This window comes from Nocardioides panzhihuensis (assembly GCF_013408335.1).
GTDB classification, from domain to species: Bacteria; Actinomycetota; Actinomycetes; order Propionibacteriales; family Nocardioidaceae; genus Nocardioides; species Nocardioides panzhihuensis.
In genome coordinates this window covers 3159506-3175835 of sequence record NZ_JACBZR010000001.1, presented here as the reverse complement: position 1 = coordinate 3175835, position 16330 = coordinate 3159506, and the positions used below count along the sequence as shown (strand labels likewise).

General features: G+C 69.5%; 16 protein-coding genes. 9 read left to right on the top strand and 7 right to left on the bottom strand.

Annotation, left to right across the window (positions count from 1 at the left end; genetic code table 11):
* Positions 1 to 12: 12 nt before the first annotated feature.
* The 3 genes from BJ988_RS15035 to BJ988_RS15025 are packed head-to-tail and all read right to left on the bottom strand — an operon-like array spanning position 13 to position 2899.
* Positions 13 to 924 (bottom strand): acyl-CoA dehydrogenase family protein, encoded by a 912-nt coding sequence (locus BJ988_RS15035; protein WP_179658699.1) that lies wholly within the window; start codon positions 922 to 924, stop codon positions 13 to 15.
* A complete protein-coding gene (locus BJ988_RS15030; RefSeq protein ID WP_179658698.1) occupies positions 921 to 2105 on the bottom strand; it encodes an acyl-CoA dehydrogenase family protein in 1185 nt (394 codons plus the stop codon). Before BJ988_RS15030 ends, BJ988_RS15035 begins: the two co-directional genes overlap by 4 nt.
* Complete coding sequence (locus BJ988_RS15025) at positions 2102 to 2899, bottom strand: enoyl-CoA hydratase/isomerase family protein (RefSeq protein WP_179658697.1); 798 nt, start codon at positions 2897 to 2899, stop codon at positions 2102 to 2104. Before BJ988_RS15025 ends, BJ988_RS15030 begins: the two co-directional genes overlap by 4 nt.
* A 178-nt stretch (positions 2900 to 3077) precedes the next feature.
* Between BJ988_RS15025 and BJ988_RS15020 the strand changes: the two genes are divergently transcribed.
* Complete coding sequence (locus BJ988_RS15020) at positions 3078 to 4643, top strand: class I adenylate-forming enzyme family protein (RefSeq protein ID WP_179658696.1); 1566 nt, start codon at positions 3078 to 3080, stop codon at positions 4641 to 4643.
* On the opposite strand, the gene BJ988_RS15015 is transcribed toward BJ988_RS15020, so the two are convergent.
* Complete coding sequence (locus BJ988_RS15015) at positions 4633 to 5259, bottom strand: TetR/AcrR family transcriptional regulator (RefSeq protein WP_179658695.1); 627 nt, start codon at positions 5257 to 5259, stop codon at positions 4633 to 4635. The genes BJ988_RS15020 and BJ988_RS15015 overlap by 11 nt on opposite strands.
* A gap of 231 nt (positions 5260 to 5490) precedes the next feature.
* Between BJ988_RS15015 and BJ988_RS15010 the strand changes: the two genes are divergently transcribed.
* The 3 genes from BJ988_RS15010 to BJ988_RS15000 are packed head-to-tail and all read left to right on the top strand — an operon-like array spanning position 5491 to position 8274.
* Positions 5491 to 5982: an OB-fold domain-containing protein gene (locus BJ988_RS15010; RefSeq protein ID WP_179658694.1), complete on the top strand. Its 492-nt coding sequence runs from the start codon at positions 5491 to 5493 to the stop codon at positions 5980 to 5982.
* A complete protein-coding gene (locus BJ988_RS15005) occupies positions 5979 to 7169 on the top strand; it encodes a thiolase family protein (protein WP_179658693.1) in 1191 nt (396 codons plus the stop codon). Before BJ988_RS15010 ends, BJ988_RS15005 begins: the two co-directional genes overlap by 4 nt.
* A gap of 22 nt (positions 7170 to 7191) precedes the next feature.
* Positions 7192 to 8274, top strand: coding sequence for a Gfo/Idh/MocA family protein (locus BJ988_RS15000; protein ID WP_179658692.1), 1083 nt, complete (start codon positions 7192 to 7194; stop codon positions 8272 to 8274).
* An 8-nt stretch (positions 8275 to 8282) separates the two neighbouring features.
* Here BJ988_RS15000 and BJ988_RS14995 read toward each other — a convergent pair whose 3' ends face one another.
* On the bottom strand, positions 8283 to 9125 hold the full coding sequence (locus tag BJ988_RS14995) for an acyl-CoA thioesterase (RefSeq protein ID WP_179658691.1): 843 nt from the start codon (positions 9123 to 9125) through the stop codon (positions 8283 to 8285).
* Positions 9126 to 9263: 138 nt separating this feature from the next.
* Between BJ988_RS14995 and BJ988_RS14990 the strand changes: the two genes are divergently transcribed.
* Complete coding sequence (locus BJ988_RS14990; protein WP_218860880.1) at positions 9264 to 9878, top strand: nuclear transport factor 2 family protein; 615 nt, start codon at positions 9264 to 9266, stop codon at positions 9876 to 9878.
* Positions 9879 to 9946: 68 nt separating this feature from the next.
* Here the strand turns inward: BJ988_RS14990 and BJ988_RS14985 are convergent, their stop codons facing one another.
* Positions 9947 to 10228 (bottom strand): acyl-CoA synthase, encoded by a 282-nt coding sequence (locus tag BJ988_RS14985; protein ID WP_179658690.1) that lies wholly within the window; start codon positions 10226 to 10228, stop codon positions 9947 to 9949.
* 95 nt (positions 10229 to 10323) lie between these two features.
* Here BJ988_RS14985 and BJ988_RS14980 point away from each other — a divergent pair, with 95 nt between their 5' ends.
* The 4 genes from BJ988_RS14980 (at position 10324) to BJ988_RS14965 (ending at position 14246) form a co-directional block, all read left to right on the top strand.
* Positions 10324 to 11499, top strand: coding sequence for an amidohydrolase family protein (locus BJ988_RS14980; protein ID WP_179658689.1), 1176 nt, complete (start codon positions 10324 to 10326; stop codon positions 11497 to 11499).
* Positions 11500 to 11639: 140 nt separating this feature from the next.
* The gene (locus BJ988_RS14975; protein ID WP_179658688.1) at positions 11640 to 12551 is read left to right on the top strand and encodes a VOC family protein; all 912 of its coding nucleotides are present in this window, start codon (positions 11640 to 11642) and stop codon (positions 12549 to 12551) included.
* A 101-nt stretch (positions 12552 to 12652) separates the two neighbouring features.
* Positions 12653 to 13105, top strand: coding sequence for a Zn-ribbon domain-containing OB-fold protein (locus BJ988_RS14970; RefSeq protein ID WP_179658687.1), 453 nt, complete (start codon positions 12653 to 12655; stop codon positions 13103 to 13105).
* Positions 13098 to 14246: a thiolase family protein gene (locus BJ988_RS14965; RefSeq protein ID WP_179658686.1), complete on the top strand. Its 1149-nt coding sequence runs from the start codon at positions 13098 to 13100 to the stop codon at positions 14244 to 14246. The genes BJ988_RS14970 and BJ988_RS14965 overlap by 8 nt, the downstream gene beginning before the upstream one ends.
* Positions 14247 to 14273: 27 nt before the next feature.
* Here BJ988_RS14965 and BJ988_RS14960 read toward each other — a convergent pair whose 3' ends face one another.
* Positions 14274 to 16175: a CocE/NonD family hydrolase gene (locus BJ988_RS14960; protein ID WP_179658685.1), complete on the bottom strand. Its 1902-nt coding sequence runs from the start codon at positions 16173 to 16175 to the stop codon at positions 14274 to 14276.
* Positions 16176 to 16330 lie beyond the last annotated feature (155 nt).

The following is a 16330-nucleotide window of genomic DNA, read 5'->3' as shown; positions in this document are numbered from 1 at the left end:
ATCATGTTGAAGCTAGATGGCGGCGATCGGCTCGGCGGGCGCGCCGGACAGCAGGTCGAGGCCCAGCCGTGTGCTCAGCTCGCGAGAGGAGCCGAGCAGTACGTCGAGCGCGGCCGCCCGGGTCACGGCCCGATGCACGTCGCTCTCCAGGGTCAGCCCCATCGCGCCGTGCACCTGTACGACGTGTCGCATCACCAGCGCCTGGGTGGTGCCGGCACGGTGCTTGGCCACCCGGGCGGCACGCGCGACGGTCGCCACCGGGGCGTCGGCGACGGCCGCCGCCTCAAGGGTCGCGCGGGTGTTCTCGATGGCGGCGTGCGCCTCGGCCAAGGCGTGCCGCACGGCCTGGAACGAGGCGAGCGGGCGGCCGTACTGGTGCCGGACGGTGGTGTGTGAGACCGCCATCGCCAGCGCCGTCTCGCAGACGCCGACGATCTCGGCGGTGAGCGCCCTGCGCGCGGCAGCGACGGCGAGGGCCAAGGTCTCGGCGCTGACGTCGAGCGGCTCTCCGCTCGCGGTGGTGTCGAGGCGGTGCCATGTCGTGGCCCGGTCGAATCCCCGCACCGGCTGGAGCCGCCCGGACACCTCCGTGATCGGCAGCACGGCCGCGGCATTCTCGTCGAGGACCACCACCTGCTCGGTGCCTTCCTCGGGCCGACCCAGCAGGATCCCGGCGTACGCCACGACGGTGCCCTCCGGCGAGCCCAGTGCGTGCGTGACCACGTCGTCCAGGAGCCGTGTGGAGGCCAGCGCCCGGCCCTGGGCGCCGAAGAGCAGGACCGCTGCGGTCTCCCTGTCGGCCTCGACGACGTCCGCCCAGCCCAGCTCGGCCAGCGCGGAGGAGAGGTCGCCAGGGGTGCCGGCCAGCACCTCGTCGAGCGAGACACGCACCGAGGCGAGCGTCTGGGCATCGAGTGCGGTCATGAGGCCATCTCCTTCGGCAGCCGCAGCACGTGGTCGGCGAGGACGGTCCGCTGCACCTCCGCCGAGCCGCCGAGGATGGTCGCGGAGCGGCTGTACCACCACTCCTCGCGCCACTCCTCGTGCCTGACCGAGCCGCCCAGCACGAAGTCTGTCCCGAGCAGCTCGCGGGCCAGGTCGTGGAGCCCGGTCTCGGCCCGAGCCGTGGCGATCTTGTCGACCGCCGCCTCCGGGCCGACCGGCTCGCCGGCGGCCAGCCGCCGGATGGTCTGCGCGCTGCGAGCGCGGAGGGTGACCAGGTCGGCGTAGACCTCCCCGATCCGGGTGGTCAGCCCGTCAGGCACCTCCGAACCCCGCACGGTGCCGACCAGGTCGCGGAGCCGGCCGAGACCGGCGGCGGCCACCTGCCAGGGGTACATCGAGCGCTCGAACTGCATCAGATACATCGCCACGCCCCAGCCGCCGTCCTCAGGCCCGACCAGCCGGTCGGCGCTGACCCGGACGTCGTCGAAGAAGATCTCGGCGAGCTCGTTGCGGCCGCTCGCGATCGCGACCGGTCGCACGCTGACACCGGGGGAGTCCCGGTCGATCACGATCATCGAGAGGCCCCGGTGCCGCGACTCGACAGTGCCCGTACGAACCAGGCAGATGAAGCGCGATGCGGTCGCGCCCAGGCTGGTCCACAGCTTCTGACCCGAGACGACGTACGCATCGCCGTCACGACTCGCCCGGCAGCGCAGCCCGGCCAGGTCGCTCCCCGCCTCGGGCTCGGAGAACCCCTGCCCCCACCACTCCAGGCCGGCCAGGGCCCGGGGGAGCAGCTCGGCTGCGAGCGCCGGCGCGAAGCGCGCCAGGGTCGGCCCGAGCACCTCCAGCACGAGCGACGGCAGCGGGATGGCCAGGCCGGCGGCGATCAGCTCGTCGTAGAGCACCGCCCGGTGGCGTACGTCGCCGCCCAGGCCGCCCGCCTCGGCGGGCCACCCGACCCGGTTCCATCCGCCGGCATGGAGCTCGCCCATCAGCCCGGCGTCGGCGGCGCACTGCTCCTCGGTCGTCCGATGCCGTACGCCGCGCCAACCCGCGAACCGATCCGCCTCCTGACGGGGTGGCGCCAGGTGGGCTCGCAGCGCGGCGGCGTACGCCCGGTGGTCCGCAACCAGATCGGCGGCAGTCTCGGGGATCACGACGACGCGGCCGCCTTGGCACGGCTCTTCTCCAGGAACGCGGTGATCAGGGCGCGGTGCTCGGGAGTGTCGAAGGCGGCGTACTCCTCGGTGAGGGCGTACTCCAGCACACCGGTGACCGCCCGCTTGAGGTGGATGTTGAGCGCGCGCTTGGTGGTCTGCACGGCGTGCGGCGGCTGGGCGGCGAGCCGCTCGGCCAGCGCGAGCGCCTCACCGAGCACGTCGGCATCGGGCACGACACGGTTGGCCAGCCCGATCTCGACGGCGAGCGCCGCGGGGATCCGGGCGCTGGTCAGCAGATACTCCTTGGCGCGGAGCATGCTCATCATCAGCGGCCAGGTGGGTGCACCGCCGTCGGCGGCGGTGAGCCCGACCCCGACATGCGGGTCGCACAGATAGGCCGACTCCGCGATCAGCACGATGTCGCTGCAGGCGGCGAGGCTGGCGCCGAGGCCGACCGCCGGGCCGTTGACGGCGGCCACGACCGGCAGCGGGAACTCCAGCAGCTCGCGGACCAGGCGTCCGGCACCGTCGATCTCCTGGCGCCGTGCGGGCCTGTCGTCCCACAGCTCGACGAAGTGCTCGAAGTCGCCGCCGGCGCTGAACGCCCGGCCGGCGCCGGTCAGGACCACGGCGCGGGCGTCGCGGTCCTGAGCGAGGTGCTGCCAGACCGAGACCAGGGCGTCGTGGAGGGCCTCGTTGGTGGCGTTCATCGCCTCGGGTCGGTTCAAGGTCACGACGCGAACGGCACCTCGTGACTCGATGAGGAGCTCGGGGGCGAAGGGGTTGTCCATCATCTCTCCTCGTAGCCGTCACGGTTGGGTGCGGGGATCCCATTCGAGCGTTAGTTGACGTTAATGTCAAGTGGCTCTAATGTCGTCGATGTGGCTCATGTCACAGGTCGTGCGGGCGAGGACGTGCACAGGGCGCGTCGGTCGACCGGGTCGCCCGCACCTACGTCGAGGAGCAGAGATGACCTCACCATGGCCATGGGCCTTGGATGCCCGCACGGTGAACGGCCTGTTGGCCGAACGGGCGCGAACGACGCCGACGCAGCCCGGACTCATCGACGAGGGCGGCACGACGCTGAGCTGGTCGGAGCTGGAGCGAGCGGTCGATGGTGCTGTCGGTTGGCTGAGCGCGCAGGGGATCGAGCCGGGCACCCGGGTGGCCTGGCAGCTCCCGACCCGCATCTCGACCGCCGTCACCATGCTGGCCCTGCGCCGCCTGGGTGCCGTCCAGGCACCGATCATCCATCTCTATCGCGACAAGGAGGTCACCGCGGCGCTGCGTACGTTCGTGGCCGACGTCCTGCTCGTGCCCGGCTTGTGGAACGGGTTCGACTACGCCGAGATGGCCGGTGGGCTCGACCTCGCCGAGGCGCCGCGGGTGATCGAGGTCGGCCACGAGATCCCGGCCGAGGCGGCGGGGCACGATCACCGGGAACCCTCGGACGCCGACCCCGACGAGGTGGCCTGGGTCTACTTTACCTCCGGATCCAGCGGGGCGCCGAAGGGCGCCCGGCACACCGACACCAGCCTGCTGACCACCGGCAGGGCCTTCGGTGGACAGGGCCGGCTGGGGGAGAAGTTCGGCGAGGTCGCCGCGATGGGCTTCCCGATCGCCCACGTCGGCGGGATCGAATACCTCATCGCCGCGCTCGCCGGCGGCTACCCGATGCTTCTGCTCGAGGCATTCGTCCCGGACCGGGCGATCAAGGCCTTCCGCGAGTACGGAGTCACGACCACGGGCGGTGCGCCGCCGTTCTACCAGGCGCTGGTCGCGGTCGCCCGCAGCATGGCTCCCGAGCCGCTGCTGCCGACCCTGCGTACGCTCAAGGGTGGTGGCGCTCCGTGCTCGCCGGAGCTCTTCGCGGCCGTGCGCGAGACGCTCGGGATCCCGGTCGCGCACGACTACGGGATGACCGAGGTGCCGATGCTCGGCGTTGCCGACCCGCGCGACCCCGACGAGATCCTGGCGGCGACCGACGGCCGGCCGGTGCCGGGCAACGAGGTGCGGATCATGGGCCCCGACGGCGTGCCCTGCCCGCCGATGGTGCCGGGAGAGATCCAGGTCTCCGGTGCCGGTGTGTGCCGCGGCTACACCGACCCGGAGGAGACCACCAAGGCGTTCACCGCGGACGGCTGGTTCCGCACCGGTGACCTCGGGCTTCTCCATCCGACCGGGCACATCGAGGTCACCGGCAGGCTCAAGGAGCTGATCATCCGCAAGGGGGAGAACATCGCGCCGCTCGAGATCGAGTCGGCTCTCGTCACCCACCCCGCGATCGCCGAGGCGGCCGTCGTCGGGCTCCCGGACGAGGACCGTGGCGAGCTGGTCTGCGCCGTGGTCGTGTCCGCTCCAGGCACCGAGCCACCCACCCTGGACGACCTGTGCGACTTCCTCCTCGATGCCGGACTCATGCGTCAGAAGCTGCCCGAGCGGCTCGAGGTCGTGGACGAGCTGCCGCGCACAGGGCTGGCGAAGGTGGCCAAGGCGGACCTGCGTCGCCGCTACGCCACCCCGGTCAGCCCTTGAGCGTGTGCAGGATCGTCTCGGAGATCGCGTCGACGACCTCGCGCTGGTCGATCGGGAGCTTGCGTACGCGGATCTGCGACCAGGAGTGGTCGAGCATCGCCAGGATGCTCAGCCCGAGCGCCTCGGGTGCGCTGGTGGGGGAGGCTTGCCGGCTCCTCAGGCCCACCCCGAGCAGGAAGGCGGCGCGCACCTGGAGGCGCCGGGCGGTCGCTCGGAACTCCTCGTCGGTCGGGCCCGACTGGGCCAGGGCGTAGATGAAGGCGCCGTGCACGTCCATGAAGTCGAAGTAGGCCTGCACCCAGTCGCGGATCTCGTCGACCGTGGGCCGCTTCGGCATCTCGTCCCACATGCCGACGACCCTCATGCAGTCCTTGTAGGGCTCCACCCCGAGGATGTCGACGACCTCGTGCTTGTCCTTGAAGTAGGTGTAGAAACCTGCTCGCGAGACCCCGGCCTCGTCGGTGATGTTGTTGATCCGGGTGCCGGCGTACCCGCGGTCGAGGAAGAGCTTGCGGGCCGCGTCGAGGATGGCCTCTCGGGTGCGCAGCGCGCGGGGCCCGAGCTCGGAGGCGTCCTCGGTTCCGGCGACGTGGGTCGGACTGGCTTCCAGCGTCATCGTGCGGCCCCTCGGCGTTCGGGGAGTTCCATCCCGTCATTCTAAACGCAAAACTTGACACTGTTGTCCGGTGGGCCCCGTGACACGCTGTGCTGTTGATCACCAGTGATCGCGGAGCTGGTGACGGAGTTCCATCCGCACGCGACGGATTGGGCCTACCGTCGCCGAAGGTTCACGGCTAGGATCAGATGACAAAACTGTCAGATTGTCCCACTTCTCCGAGGAGAGTCAGTGACCGCTCCCGCACCTGCAGCGCCGCAGCCATATACGCGCCCGAGCCTGAGACTGGCCCCGAGCCCCACCCCCGAGTCACGGCAGTTCTGGACCGGCGGCGAGCGCGGCGAGCTGCTGATCTCACACTGCCGCGCCTGTGGCCACTTCTTCCACCCGCCCGCCCCGACTTGCTGGCGGTGCCGCAGCTTCGACGTCGCCCCCGAGCCGGTCTCCGGACGTGCGGTCGTCGCGGCGTACACGATCAACCGGCAGCCGTGGATCCCCGGCCTGGAGCCGCCGTACGTCGTCGCGATGGTCGAGCTGGTAGAGGACCGCGACGTACGCCTGATGACCAACCTCGTCGACGTCGCGCTCGACGACGTCGCGATCGGGCTCGACGTCGAGGTGTTCTTCGAGCAGTGGGGGGAACAGACCGACCAGGTGGACAAGCGGGTCTGGATCCCGCTGTTCCGACCGGTGAGCAACGCAGGAGAGGTGGGCATGGAATGAACCGCGGACCCTTCGACGGTAGGGCCGTCATCACCGGCGCCGGCAAGTCCCAGGTCGGTCGCCGGCTCGGCCGCACCGGCCTGGACCTGACCCTGGAGGCGGTCACCCGGGCGATCGCCGACGCCGGACTCGACATCGACGACGTCGACGGCATCGCCAGCTATCCCGGCCCTGGCGTCCCTGACCCCGGCTTCTCGGGCGCGGGCATCCAGGAGGTACGCAACGCGCTCGGCCTGCGCAGCCGCTGGTACGTCTCCTCGCTGGAGACCGCCGGTCAGATCGGCCCGGCGATCGAGGCATGCATGGCCGTCACCCTCGGCCTGGCCGATCACGTCGTGGTCTTCCGCTCGGTGTGGGAGTCGACGGCACAGGCGCAGGCCGGCGGGCGCGGCTCGGTGCTCTTCAGTGGCGGCGACCTGCCTCCTCACCTGGAGTGGAGCGCCCCGTTCGGGGCCCTCTCGGCAGCCAACTGGCTCTCGATGCCGACCCAGCGCTACATGCACGAGTTCGGCCTGACCCGCGAGCAGCTCGGTGCCATCGCGGTCAACGCCCGCCGCAACGCGGGGCTGAACCCCGACGGGATCTACCGAGACCCGATGACGCTGGCCGACTACCTCGACGCCCGGATGATCTCCGAGCCCCTGTGCCTCTACGACTGCGACGTACCGTGCGACGGCGCCACCGCGGTGGTGATCTCCCGCCGGGACGCGGCCGCCGGTCTGCCGCGCCACCCGCTCACCGTCGAGTCGGTGGGCCCGGCGATGTACGAGCGGGCGACCTGGGACCAGCGCACGGATCTGACCACGATGGCCGCCCACGACTCCGGCGCCGAGCTGTGGAAGAACACCTCGCTGACGCCGGCCGATGTCGACGTCGCCCAGCTCTACGACGGGTTCAGCTTCCTGACGGTGATGTGGTTGGAGGCTCTCGGCTTCGCCGAGCATGGCCAGGTCGGCAAGCTCATCGAGGGCGGGGAGCGGATCGCGCTCGAGGGCGAGCTGCCGTTGAACACCAGCGGTGGCCAGCTCTCCGGCGGCCGGCTGCACGGCATGGGCTTCCTGCACGAGGCCTGCGTCCAGCTCTGGGGCGAGGGCGGCGAGCGCCAGGTCGGCAACGACCCCGACGTCGCGGTCGTCGGTGTCGGCGGCGGTCCGGTCGCCGGGTCGATGCTGCTCAGCACCCGCTGATCCAGAAGGGACGAGCAGTCGGATGGACCTGCGAGTGGGAATCGTCGGGATCGGCTGGGGCGCGCACGTCCAGGTGCCCGGTTTCCGGGCCGCGGACGGGTTGGACCCGGTCGCGCTCTGTGCCCGTACGCCCGAACGGCTCGCCAAGGTCTCGGCGCGGGTGGGCATCGAGGACACCTCGACGAGCTGGCGCGAGTTCGTACGCCGTGACGACCTCGATGTGATCTCGGTGGCCACCCCGACGGCGCTGCACGCCGAGATCACCCTCGCGGCTCTCGAAGCGGGCAAGGCGGTGCTGTGCGAGAAGCCGCTCACCGACGACCTCGACCAGGCCCGGGCGCTCGTGAAGGCCGCGACCGAGGCGGGCCGGCCGACCGCCTGCTGCTTCGAGAACCGCTGGAACCCGGACTGGCTCGCGGTCGCCGAGCAGGTCGGCGGCAGCTTCCTCGGGAAGCCGTACCTGGCCCGGGTCAGCCGCGCCGCGTCGTACTGGCATCCGAGCAGGCCTCCGCAGGCGGCCTGGATGTACGACCGCGAGCAGGGTGGCGGCTACCTGGCGGGCATGCTCGTGCACGACCTCGACTTCGTCCCTCACCTCTTGGGACGTCCGGTCGAGGTCTGCGCCGACGTACGCACGAGCGAGCCCGAGCGACGGCTGCCCGACGGCAGCATCCTCGCGGTCACCGCGGACGACACCGCCGCCGTCCTGCTGCGGTTCGAGTCCGGGGCGCTCGGCGTGCTGAGCGTGTCGGTCATGGGCGCGCACGCCGACCACTACCGCCTCGAGCTCCTCGGTGCCGAAGGCACCATCATCGGCGACGGCACGCTCCGCTCGGCGGCATACGCGGCGGGTCGCCCGAGCGACGAGGCGCTCGCGCCACTCGTGCCGGCGGAGCGTGAGCCGGCCCATCCCGAGCAGCTCCCCGAGGGGCTCGCCGGTCACGCGAGCCGGGCGATGGCGTTGATGCTGGAAGACTGGCTCCCGGCCTTCCACGGTGGAGCGACCAGGGCGCCGAGCTTCGAGGACGGCCTGCTCAGCCTGGCGATCGTGGACGCCGCTCGCCGCTCCTCCGATGATGGCGGCTGGGTCCGGGTGGAAGCGTGAACAGAGCGCTACTGGCCGCGGGTCGCCGGTTGGTAGCCGACCCTCTGGTAGAGGCCCTCCTGCGCGATGGACGCCACGACTGCGCCACTCTGGTCGAAGATCGAGCCGGTGTAGAGGCCGCGGCCGTCTGCGACGGTCTGCGGCGTGTAGTGGGACAGCAGCCACTCGTCCACTCGTGTCGGGTGGTGGAACCAGACGGCATGGTCGAGACTGGCGGCGCCGTCCCAGCCCGGCGTCTCGAAGTGGTCGACGGCCCCGCTGACGTCGGACAGATAGGTGAGGGCGCACGCGTTGAGCAGGGGCGAGTCGCCGAGCCCGTCGCGGCTGCGAGCCCAGAACGTGCTCGGCCAGGCGCTGTTGCGCCGCCCCTGCGGAGCGGGCGGGACGGCGCCGACCAGGGAGAACATCCGGGGGATCTCCCAGACCCGGCACTCCTCCGGTGCCGGCACCTGCGGCATCTCGTGCGCCTGCCGGTTGAGGTCGGGGCCGCCGCCGGTGAACGAGGCCGCCATCGAGAAGATCACCTTCCCGTTCTGCCGAGCCACGACCCGGCGGGCGGAGAAGGACCGGCCGTCACGGTCACGGTCGACGACGAAGATCGTCGGGATCGAGGCATCGCCGGGCCGCAGGAAGTAGCCGTGCAGCGAGTGCGGCCGGCGTTCCTCGGTCACGGTGCGACCGGCCGCCATCAGCGCCTGCGCGGCGACCTGCCCCCCGTAGAGATGCCACTGATCCTCGAAGACCAGGTTGGCCCGGAAGATGTCCGGCTCGATCTGCTCCAGCTCCAGCAGCGTGGCCAGGTCAGCGTCAGGGAACGTCGAGGATTCTTGAAGTCCACGGGGCAGGGTCATGAGGATACGGTATGTCAGATTTGCGCGGTGCGTGTCATTGGCCACTATGTGATTCAGGCCCGAATCGACGCCAGTCACCGTCCCACAACCTGACCATTCATGTCAGACAGGGTTGTCAAGAAGAGCGAGGAGCAAACGATGGACAATGCAAACACGGCACCGCGCCCCGAGATGGAGGAGGCCTTCCGGAACTACTTCCTCACCGGCCCGGTGCATGAGGACTGGGCTGCCTGGTCGCGGCTGTTCACCGACGACGCGACATACGACGACCACTTCTGGGGCACGTTCCGGGGACCCGCGGAGATCCAGCGGTTCCTCGAGGGGACCATGTCGTTCGCGGCGCACGTCTACTCCCCGCTGATGTGGTACGCCATCGACGGAACCCGGGTCGTCTACCAGGTGGTCAACCGCGCCGACAACCCAGCCGGCGGCGCGCCGATCGACTTCCCCTCCCTGCAGATCATCGAGTACGCCGGTGGTGGCCGCTGGGCCGCCGAGTCGGACTGGTGGACGGTGCAGGAGATGAAGCTGTTCAACCAGCGCCACCGCGCCGCCCTGGCAGAAGCGGGAGGCCAGGTGGCTGACCCGCTGTCTCGCGCCGACTGGGGAGACTGGGTCGACTGGGCCAGGCCGGCCGAGGGCCACGTGGCGAGGCCGTCGTGGCTCGGACGGGACGTGCGGCCGATCGGAAGCATGGCGGACATGGACTTCGGCGTCCGTCACGAGAGGCCGGATCGGGCTCCGCGCGGTTGACGGCCGGCGACCGCGAAACTGACGATTACGCCAGATTCTCTGGCTATCGACGCCCGTGGGTACGCGGCTCAGGTGTTGCGTACGGCCTTCCCTCGGTAGCCGAAGAAGCGCTCGAAGTTCTCGTCGTTGATCGGCTGACGGGCGTTGCGGGCGGCCGCTTCCTCCAGCTCGCCGAGGCGGGCCCGGGCAACCGCCAATTCGCTCGATCCCTCGTCAGCAAGGCTTTTCACCAGGTCTCGCTGGGCCCTCACGGCCTCTTGAAGACGTACGCCGGCCTCCCCGTAGGTGAGTAGGTCATGGTCGTCCTCGTCTTCTCGGGTCAGCAGCTCGTCCGGGTCGGGCAGGGTCATCTCGATCGCCTCTGTATCTAGTGGTGACGCAACTGTCAAATAGGGTATACGCTCGATCGCATCTGCACGACGGGGAGCGAGAGGAAGTAGCAAAGATGCCACTGCAGGACCACCACCAGATCGTCTCGGTCGACGACCACCTGATCGAGCACCCACGGGTGTGGCAGGACCGGCTCCCGGAGAAGTTCAGGGAGAAGGGGCCGCGGATCATCGAGACCGACGGCAAGCACCTGTGGCACTACGACGGGATCGTCTCGCCGACCATCGGCCTCAACGCCGTCGCGGGCAAGCCTCCCGAGGAGTGGGGGATGGACCCGGTGCGCTATGAGGACATGATCCCCGGCTGCTACGACCCGGCTGCCCGGGTCAAGGACATGGACACCGACGGCGTCCAGTCCGCGCTCTGCTTCCCGTCGTTCCCCGGCTTCGGTGGTGGCACGTTCTTCCGTGCCCCCGACAAGGAGCTGGCGCTCCTGTGCGTCCAGGCGTGGAACGACTTCCACATCGACGAGTGGTGCGCGACCGCGCCGGACCGTTACATCCCGCTGGCGATCCTGCCGCTGTGGGACATCGAGCTGATGAAGGCCGAGGTCGCCAGGGTTGCGGCGAAGGGGGCGCGAACGGTCTCGTTCCCGGACAGCCCCGTGCCGCTCGGCCTGCCGAGCTTCCACAGCCGCGAATGGGACGAGTTCTTCTCGCTGTGTGAGGAGACCGACATGGTCCTCTCGATGCACTTCGGCTCCAGCGCGTACGTCCCGGGCTTCTCGTTCTCGGGAATGCAGGCGACCGCCGACGGCCTGCAGCGGATGCCTGACGCCCCGTTCGCCGTCGCGATCACGCTGTTCTCGTCCAACCTGATGTGGAGCACCACCGATCTGCTCTTCTCCGGGGCGCTTCAGCGTCACCCGAACCTGAAGTTCTCCCTCGCCGAGGGCGGCATCGGCTGGATCCCCTACATCCTGGAGCGCTGCGACTTCGTCTGGGAGCGGCACCGCTACTACCAGCCGATCGACTTCGACGCCCGCCCCTCGGACCTGTTCCAGAAGCACATCTGGGGCTGCTTCATCGACGACGACTTCGGGGTCAAGAACCGCAACGTCATCGGCGTGGACAAGATGATGCTGGAGATCGACTTCCCGCACTCCGACTCCAACTGGCCCAACAGTCGCAAGCGGGCCGCCGAGGTGCTGGCCGACGTGCCCGACGACGAGGTCACCAAGATCACCGAGACCAACGCTCGGGACCTGTTCCGGTTCCCGCGGACCAGCTGAACTGCATGCGCACGGAGGGCGTCGCCGACATCGGCGGCGCCCTCCGTGCGTCTTTCCATGGTCGATTCGCGCGCAAAGGGCGGCGCTCGGAGTAGTATCTTGACGAAAGTGTCAACTACTTCCGTCCGAATCGAGGAGCCATGAGCGATCGATCGCAGCCACCGCCCACAACGACCGGCGTGCACGCAGTCCTGCATTGCAACGTCAACACCCGTGACGCTGCCGGGTCCGCGGCCTTCTACGAGCGCTTCGGGTTCACGCTGCGGATGCGCTCGACCAGCGACGACACCGACGGGAGCGCGCTCGGCATCCCGGGACGGACCGTCTCCGACACCTGGTTCGAGTACGACGCCCGCGGCCCGCGCGCGGCGCCGGCCGTGGAGCTCGTCGAATGGCAGGAACCTGCGACCGCACCGCGTCCCGCGCTGTCCGACGGCCATGCGGCGGGCTTCGCCGGCCTCGGCATCCGGGTCGCAGACGTGGCTGACCTTCCGGCCGGGGTGGACGCCGACCCGATCGAGGTCTATGTCCGCGGGCGGTCGCGCAAGGGCGTACTGACCCAAGGTCCTGACGGGGTTCCGGTCGAGATCGTCGAGATCGACCCGGGTGCGGAGCCGCGCGAGGGACGGGATGGCGGCAGGCTCTCTCATGCTCGCCTCGTCAGCACCGACCTGGACCGGACGATCGCCTGGTTCGCGGAGCTCGGCTGGCGGGTGGTCGGTGACGTACGTCCTGACGGGGTCTCGCTCGGCGTGGCCGAGGATCCGACGTTCTCCCTCGAGTTCGATCTCGACGCCGACGCGGTTCCGCACGGCATGCGTGCGAACTCCGAGGGTCTGTATCGAATCGCCCTGGCCGTCGAGGACGTGTCCGGCGCGGTCGAGCGCCTGCGCGGGCTCGGGTGGAGCGTCGCCGAACCGGAGTTCATCCCCATGGTCGACACCCCGACCGGCGGCTTCACGGTGGTCGTGCTGACTGACCCCGACGGCGTGGTCGCCGAGCTGGTGTCCCGTCCCAGGTCAGAGGTGCGCCGTCCCGCCGAGCCGGCCTGACATGCTTGTTGACGAAAGTGTCAACTGCTGCTCTACTTGGTTGTCAGGACGATCCCGATTCCGTCACCGTCACGGGTCCGCGCCCGGGAAGGAAATGCCCCATGAGTCAGGTGCCCATCGCAGAGGACCTGTTCACCTGGCCGACCGACCAGCCCGCTCTGATCGCCGGCCGCTCCTCCGACGGGAAGCTCGTCTTCCCCTACCGCAGCCACCGCCTGATCGGGGGCGTGCGCGAGGAGCTGGAGAAGGTCGAGCTGCCTCGCAGCGGCACGCTGTGGGCCTTCACCACCCAGCGGTTCCGGCCGCCGGCCCCGCCGTATGCAGGTGATGACGACCCCCAGAGCTTCGAGCCGTTCTCGGTCGGATACGTCGAGCTGCCCGGTGCGCTGCGCATCGAGGCCCGGCTCACCGAGCCCGACCCTTCGATGCTGTCGATCGGGCAGCCGATGGAGCTTCGGATCGTGCCCTTCGGCACCGACGCCGCGGGCAACCAGACGATGATCTACGCGTTCGCGCCGGTGGCCGACGCGGGAACGGGAGCAACCGATGACTGAGCCCGAGGTCGCCATCATCGGCGTGGGGCTGCACCCCTTCGGCCGCTACGACGGCAAGTCCGCCCTAGAGATGGGCGAGGACGCCGTGATCGACGCTCTCGCCGACGCCGGCGTCGGCTGGAGCGACGTACAGGCGCTGTGGGCCTCGAGCATGGAGGTCAAGAACCCGGAGGCGATCACCGGCCTGCTCGGGATGACCGGCATCCCCGCTCGGGCGACGTTCACCGGCTGCGCCTCGGGCGCGACCGTGCTGGCCCAGGCGGCGAACGCGATCCGGCTCGGCGACCACGAGCTCACCGTGGCCGTCGGCCTCGACAAGCACCCGCGCGGCGCCTTCTCAGATCACCCCTCGGTCTCCGGCCTGCCCAACTGGTACGGCGAGGCCGGGCTCTTCCTGACCACGCACTTCTTCGGTCTGAAGATCAACCGCTACATGCACGACCACCAGATCAGCCACGAGACCCTGGCCAAGGTGGCGGCGAAGGCCTTCCGCAACGGCGAGCGCACCGCGCACGCCTGGCGGCGTAAACCGATCGCGGAGGAGGAGATCCTCGCCTCGCCGGTGCTCAACTGGCCGCTGCGGCAATACATGTACTGCGGCCCCGACGAGGGCGCGGCGGCCGTGGTGCTCTGCCGCGCCGACATCGCCCACAAGTACACCGACACTCCGATCTACCTGCGCGCCAGCACCCTGTTCTCCCGCCGGGAGGGCGCCTTCGAGCTGCTCAGCCCGTCGCTGCCGCTGGAGTCGGTCCCGAGCCCGACGGTGTACGCCTCGAACGCGGCCTACGAGCAGGCGGGCATCGGTCCCGAGGACGTCGACGTGATCCAGCTGCAGGACACCGACGCAGGCTCGGAGATCATCCACCTGGCCGAGAACGGCTTCTGTGCCGACGGTGAGCAGGAGCAGCTCATCGCTGAAGGTGCCACCGAGATCGGCGGCCGGCTCCCGGTCAACACCGACGGCGGCCTGCTCGCCAACGGCGAGCCGGTCGGTGCCTCCGGGTTGCGGCAGATCTACGAGCTGGCCAACCAGCTGCGTGGCCGTGCCGGTGGCCGCCAGGTCGCGGGCGCAAAGGTCGGCTACGCCCAGCTGTACGGCGCCCCCGGCACGGCCGCGGTCACGATCCTGTCGACCTGAGGATCGCGCCGCCGGCCGTACCAGCCTCTAGTCGACCTCGATCGGCGTGGTCAGGCCGGCCGGGATGACCGGCAGCTTGACCGAGCTCGGGTAGGACGGTCCGTGCATGATGGTCACCTTCGCCGGATGCGTGTTCGGCATGAGCCGGGGCGCGTTCGAGGAGCGGATGGTGAAGGCGATCCGGTGCCCCTTCTTGAACAGGTACGACGTCGGGTAGCCCTCGATGTCGTACCTGACCACCGCTCCCTTCGGGATCGGCGTCAGCTTCTGGTAGCCGGTGAAGGAGCTGCGGAACTGGCCACGGAGGTTTCCCGAGGTGACGAACTTCCAGAAGCCCGGCTGGGCCTCTTTCGCAGGGCTGCTCGGGAAGACATCTGCGATCCGGAACACGAAGTCGGTGTCGGGCGAGCTGGTCTTGGCGAAGAGGCTCGCCGAGATCGGCCCCGTGACCTCGACGTCGCGCGTCAGCGGTGGTGTCAGGTAGCTCACCGTGTCGCTGCCGAGTCCGAGTCGCTGATCGCCGTTGGTGAGATTGTTGAAGACCGCGTTGTCGTTCGTCGCGTTGTTGGGGTCGACCGGGTTCACCAGGTTGTCGGTGAGCTCGGTCGGTCCGGTGGCGAACTGCTTGAGGCCGTCGGCGAGCGTGTAGAGGTAGGTGTCCGAACCGTCTTCGGTCGGTGCCTTGCCGACACTCACGGCGCCGCTCCGGCGCGAGATCCCTGCGTCGCCGTCGAGGTAGTAGTTCGTGTAGTCGGTGCCTGGGATCGGATAGGTCGGTGCGCTCTGCCAGGTCCAGGCCCCGTTGAGGTAGTACTCGAAGCGTCCGCTCCTGACGCGCTCGACGATGCCGTTCTGCTTGCCCTTGAGGAAATGGTCGAACCACTCGATGGCCTGCTTGTGCTGGTCGAAGCCGTCGCCGCCCGCCGGGTCGGGGACCAAGAAGGAGCCTCCGGGCGCCTCGTGGGAGTTCAGCCCCATCGCCAGCATCTTCTGCTGGGAGCCGACGGTGCCGTACAGGTTGGGAATCGCACGGTTGAAGATGTCGTCCCAGCCGCTCCAGGCCCACACGGGGATGGTGACCTTGTCGACCTTCGCCAGGGGACCGCCCCGCCAGAAGGAGTCCCTGGTCCGGTGCTGGTACCAGCCCTGCGTCAGCGGGCAGAAGGGCTTGAGGTTGTTTCCTCTGCGGACCTTCTTCGCATTCGCCTCGAGCAGGTACTTGACCTCGTCGATGGAGACCGCTGGACGCGAGTTGTTGAGCACGGGCACCGGGAGCCCGTTGAGCAGGTTCGTCGCCGCACCCGGGATGCCGCAGGCGAACGCTGCGATCTGGAGGCTCACCATGCCACCGGGCATCAAGGTGTCATAGCTGTCCGCTCCGGATGCCGTCACGATCATCGTCGTCAGGTGTGGTGGCCTCAGCTGGGACGTGAAGATCTGGCTCATCCCGTTGCCCGACTCGCCGACGGTGCCGACCTTTCCGGTCGACCACGGCTGCGTGCCGAGCCACTCGATCGCGTCGTAGTTCTCCCGCTGCCACTTCGGGTCGGCCAGGTTCCACGGGCCTCCCTCGCTCGTGCCACTGCCTGAGACACGCACGGTGGCGGCGACATAGCCGGCTCTCACGAAGTCGGACATCTGACCGTTGGGAAGCGAGAGTCCCTCGGTGTCCACGTCGGTGATGTAGCAGAGGCATGCCACCACCGGGAACCTCCCGGGTGCGGCTCTGCCGTCGATCGCGGGCAGCTCGAGCTCGATGGTGACCCTGTTGCCGTAGCGGGTCGTGACGTGTTCGGTCCTCGTGATCGAGGAGGTGTAACCACCGTCGGTGGGTGTGGGCGATGCAGCACTCGTCGGGGGCGTCGCCAGGGCCGACAGCGCAAGACTGGTCACGGCCACTGCGGCGGCGAAGAGGCGTCGACTGTTCATGTTGGTTCTCCAGGTCCGGTCCGGATGGGAACGCCGCGGACCTCACCGGTGGAGTTCAACGGCAGCACGGAGGCCGGCGGAGCTCGGACCGGCGGTGGCGGTCGGCCTTGTCATTGAACTCCGTAGTTGACGAACAAGTCAACAATGTCGCCCGG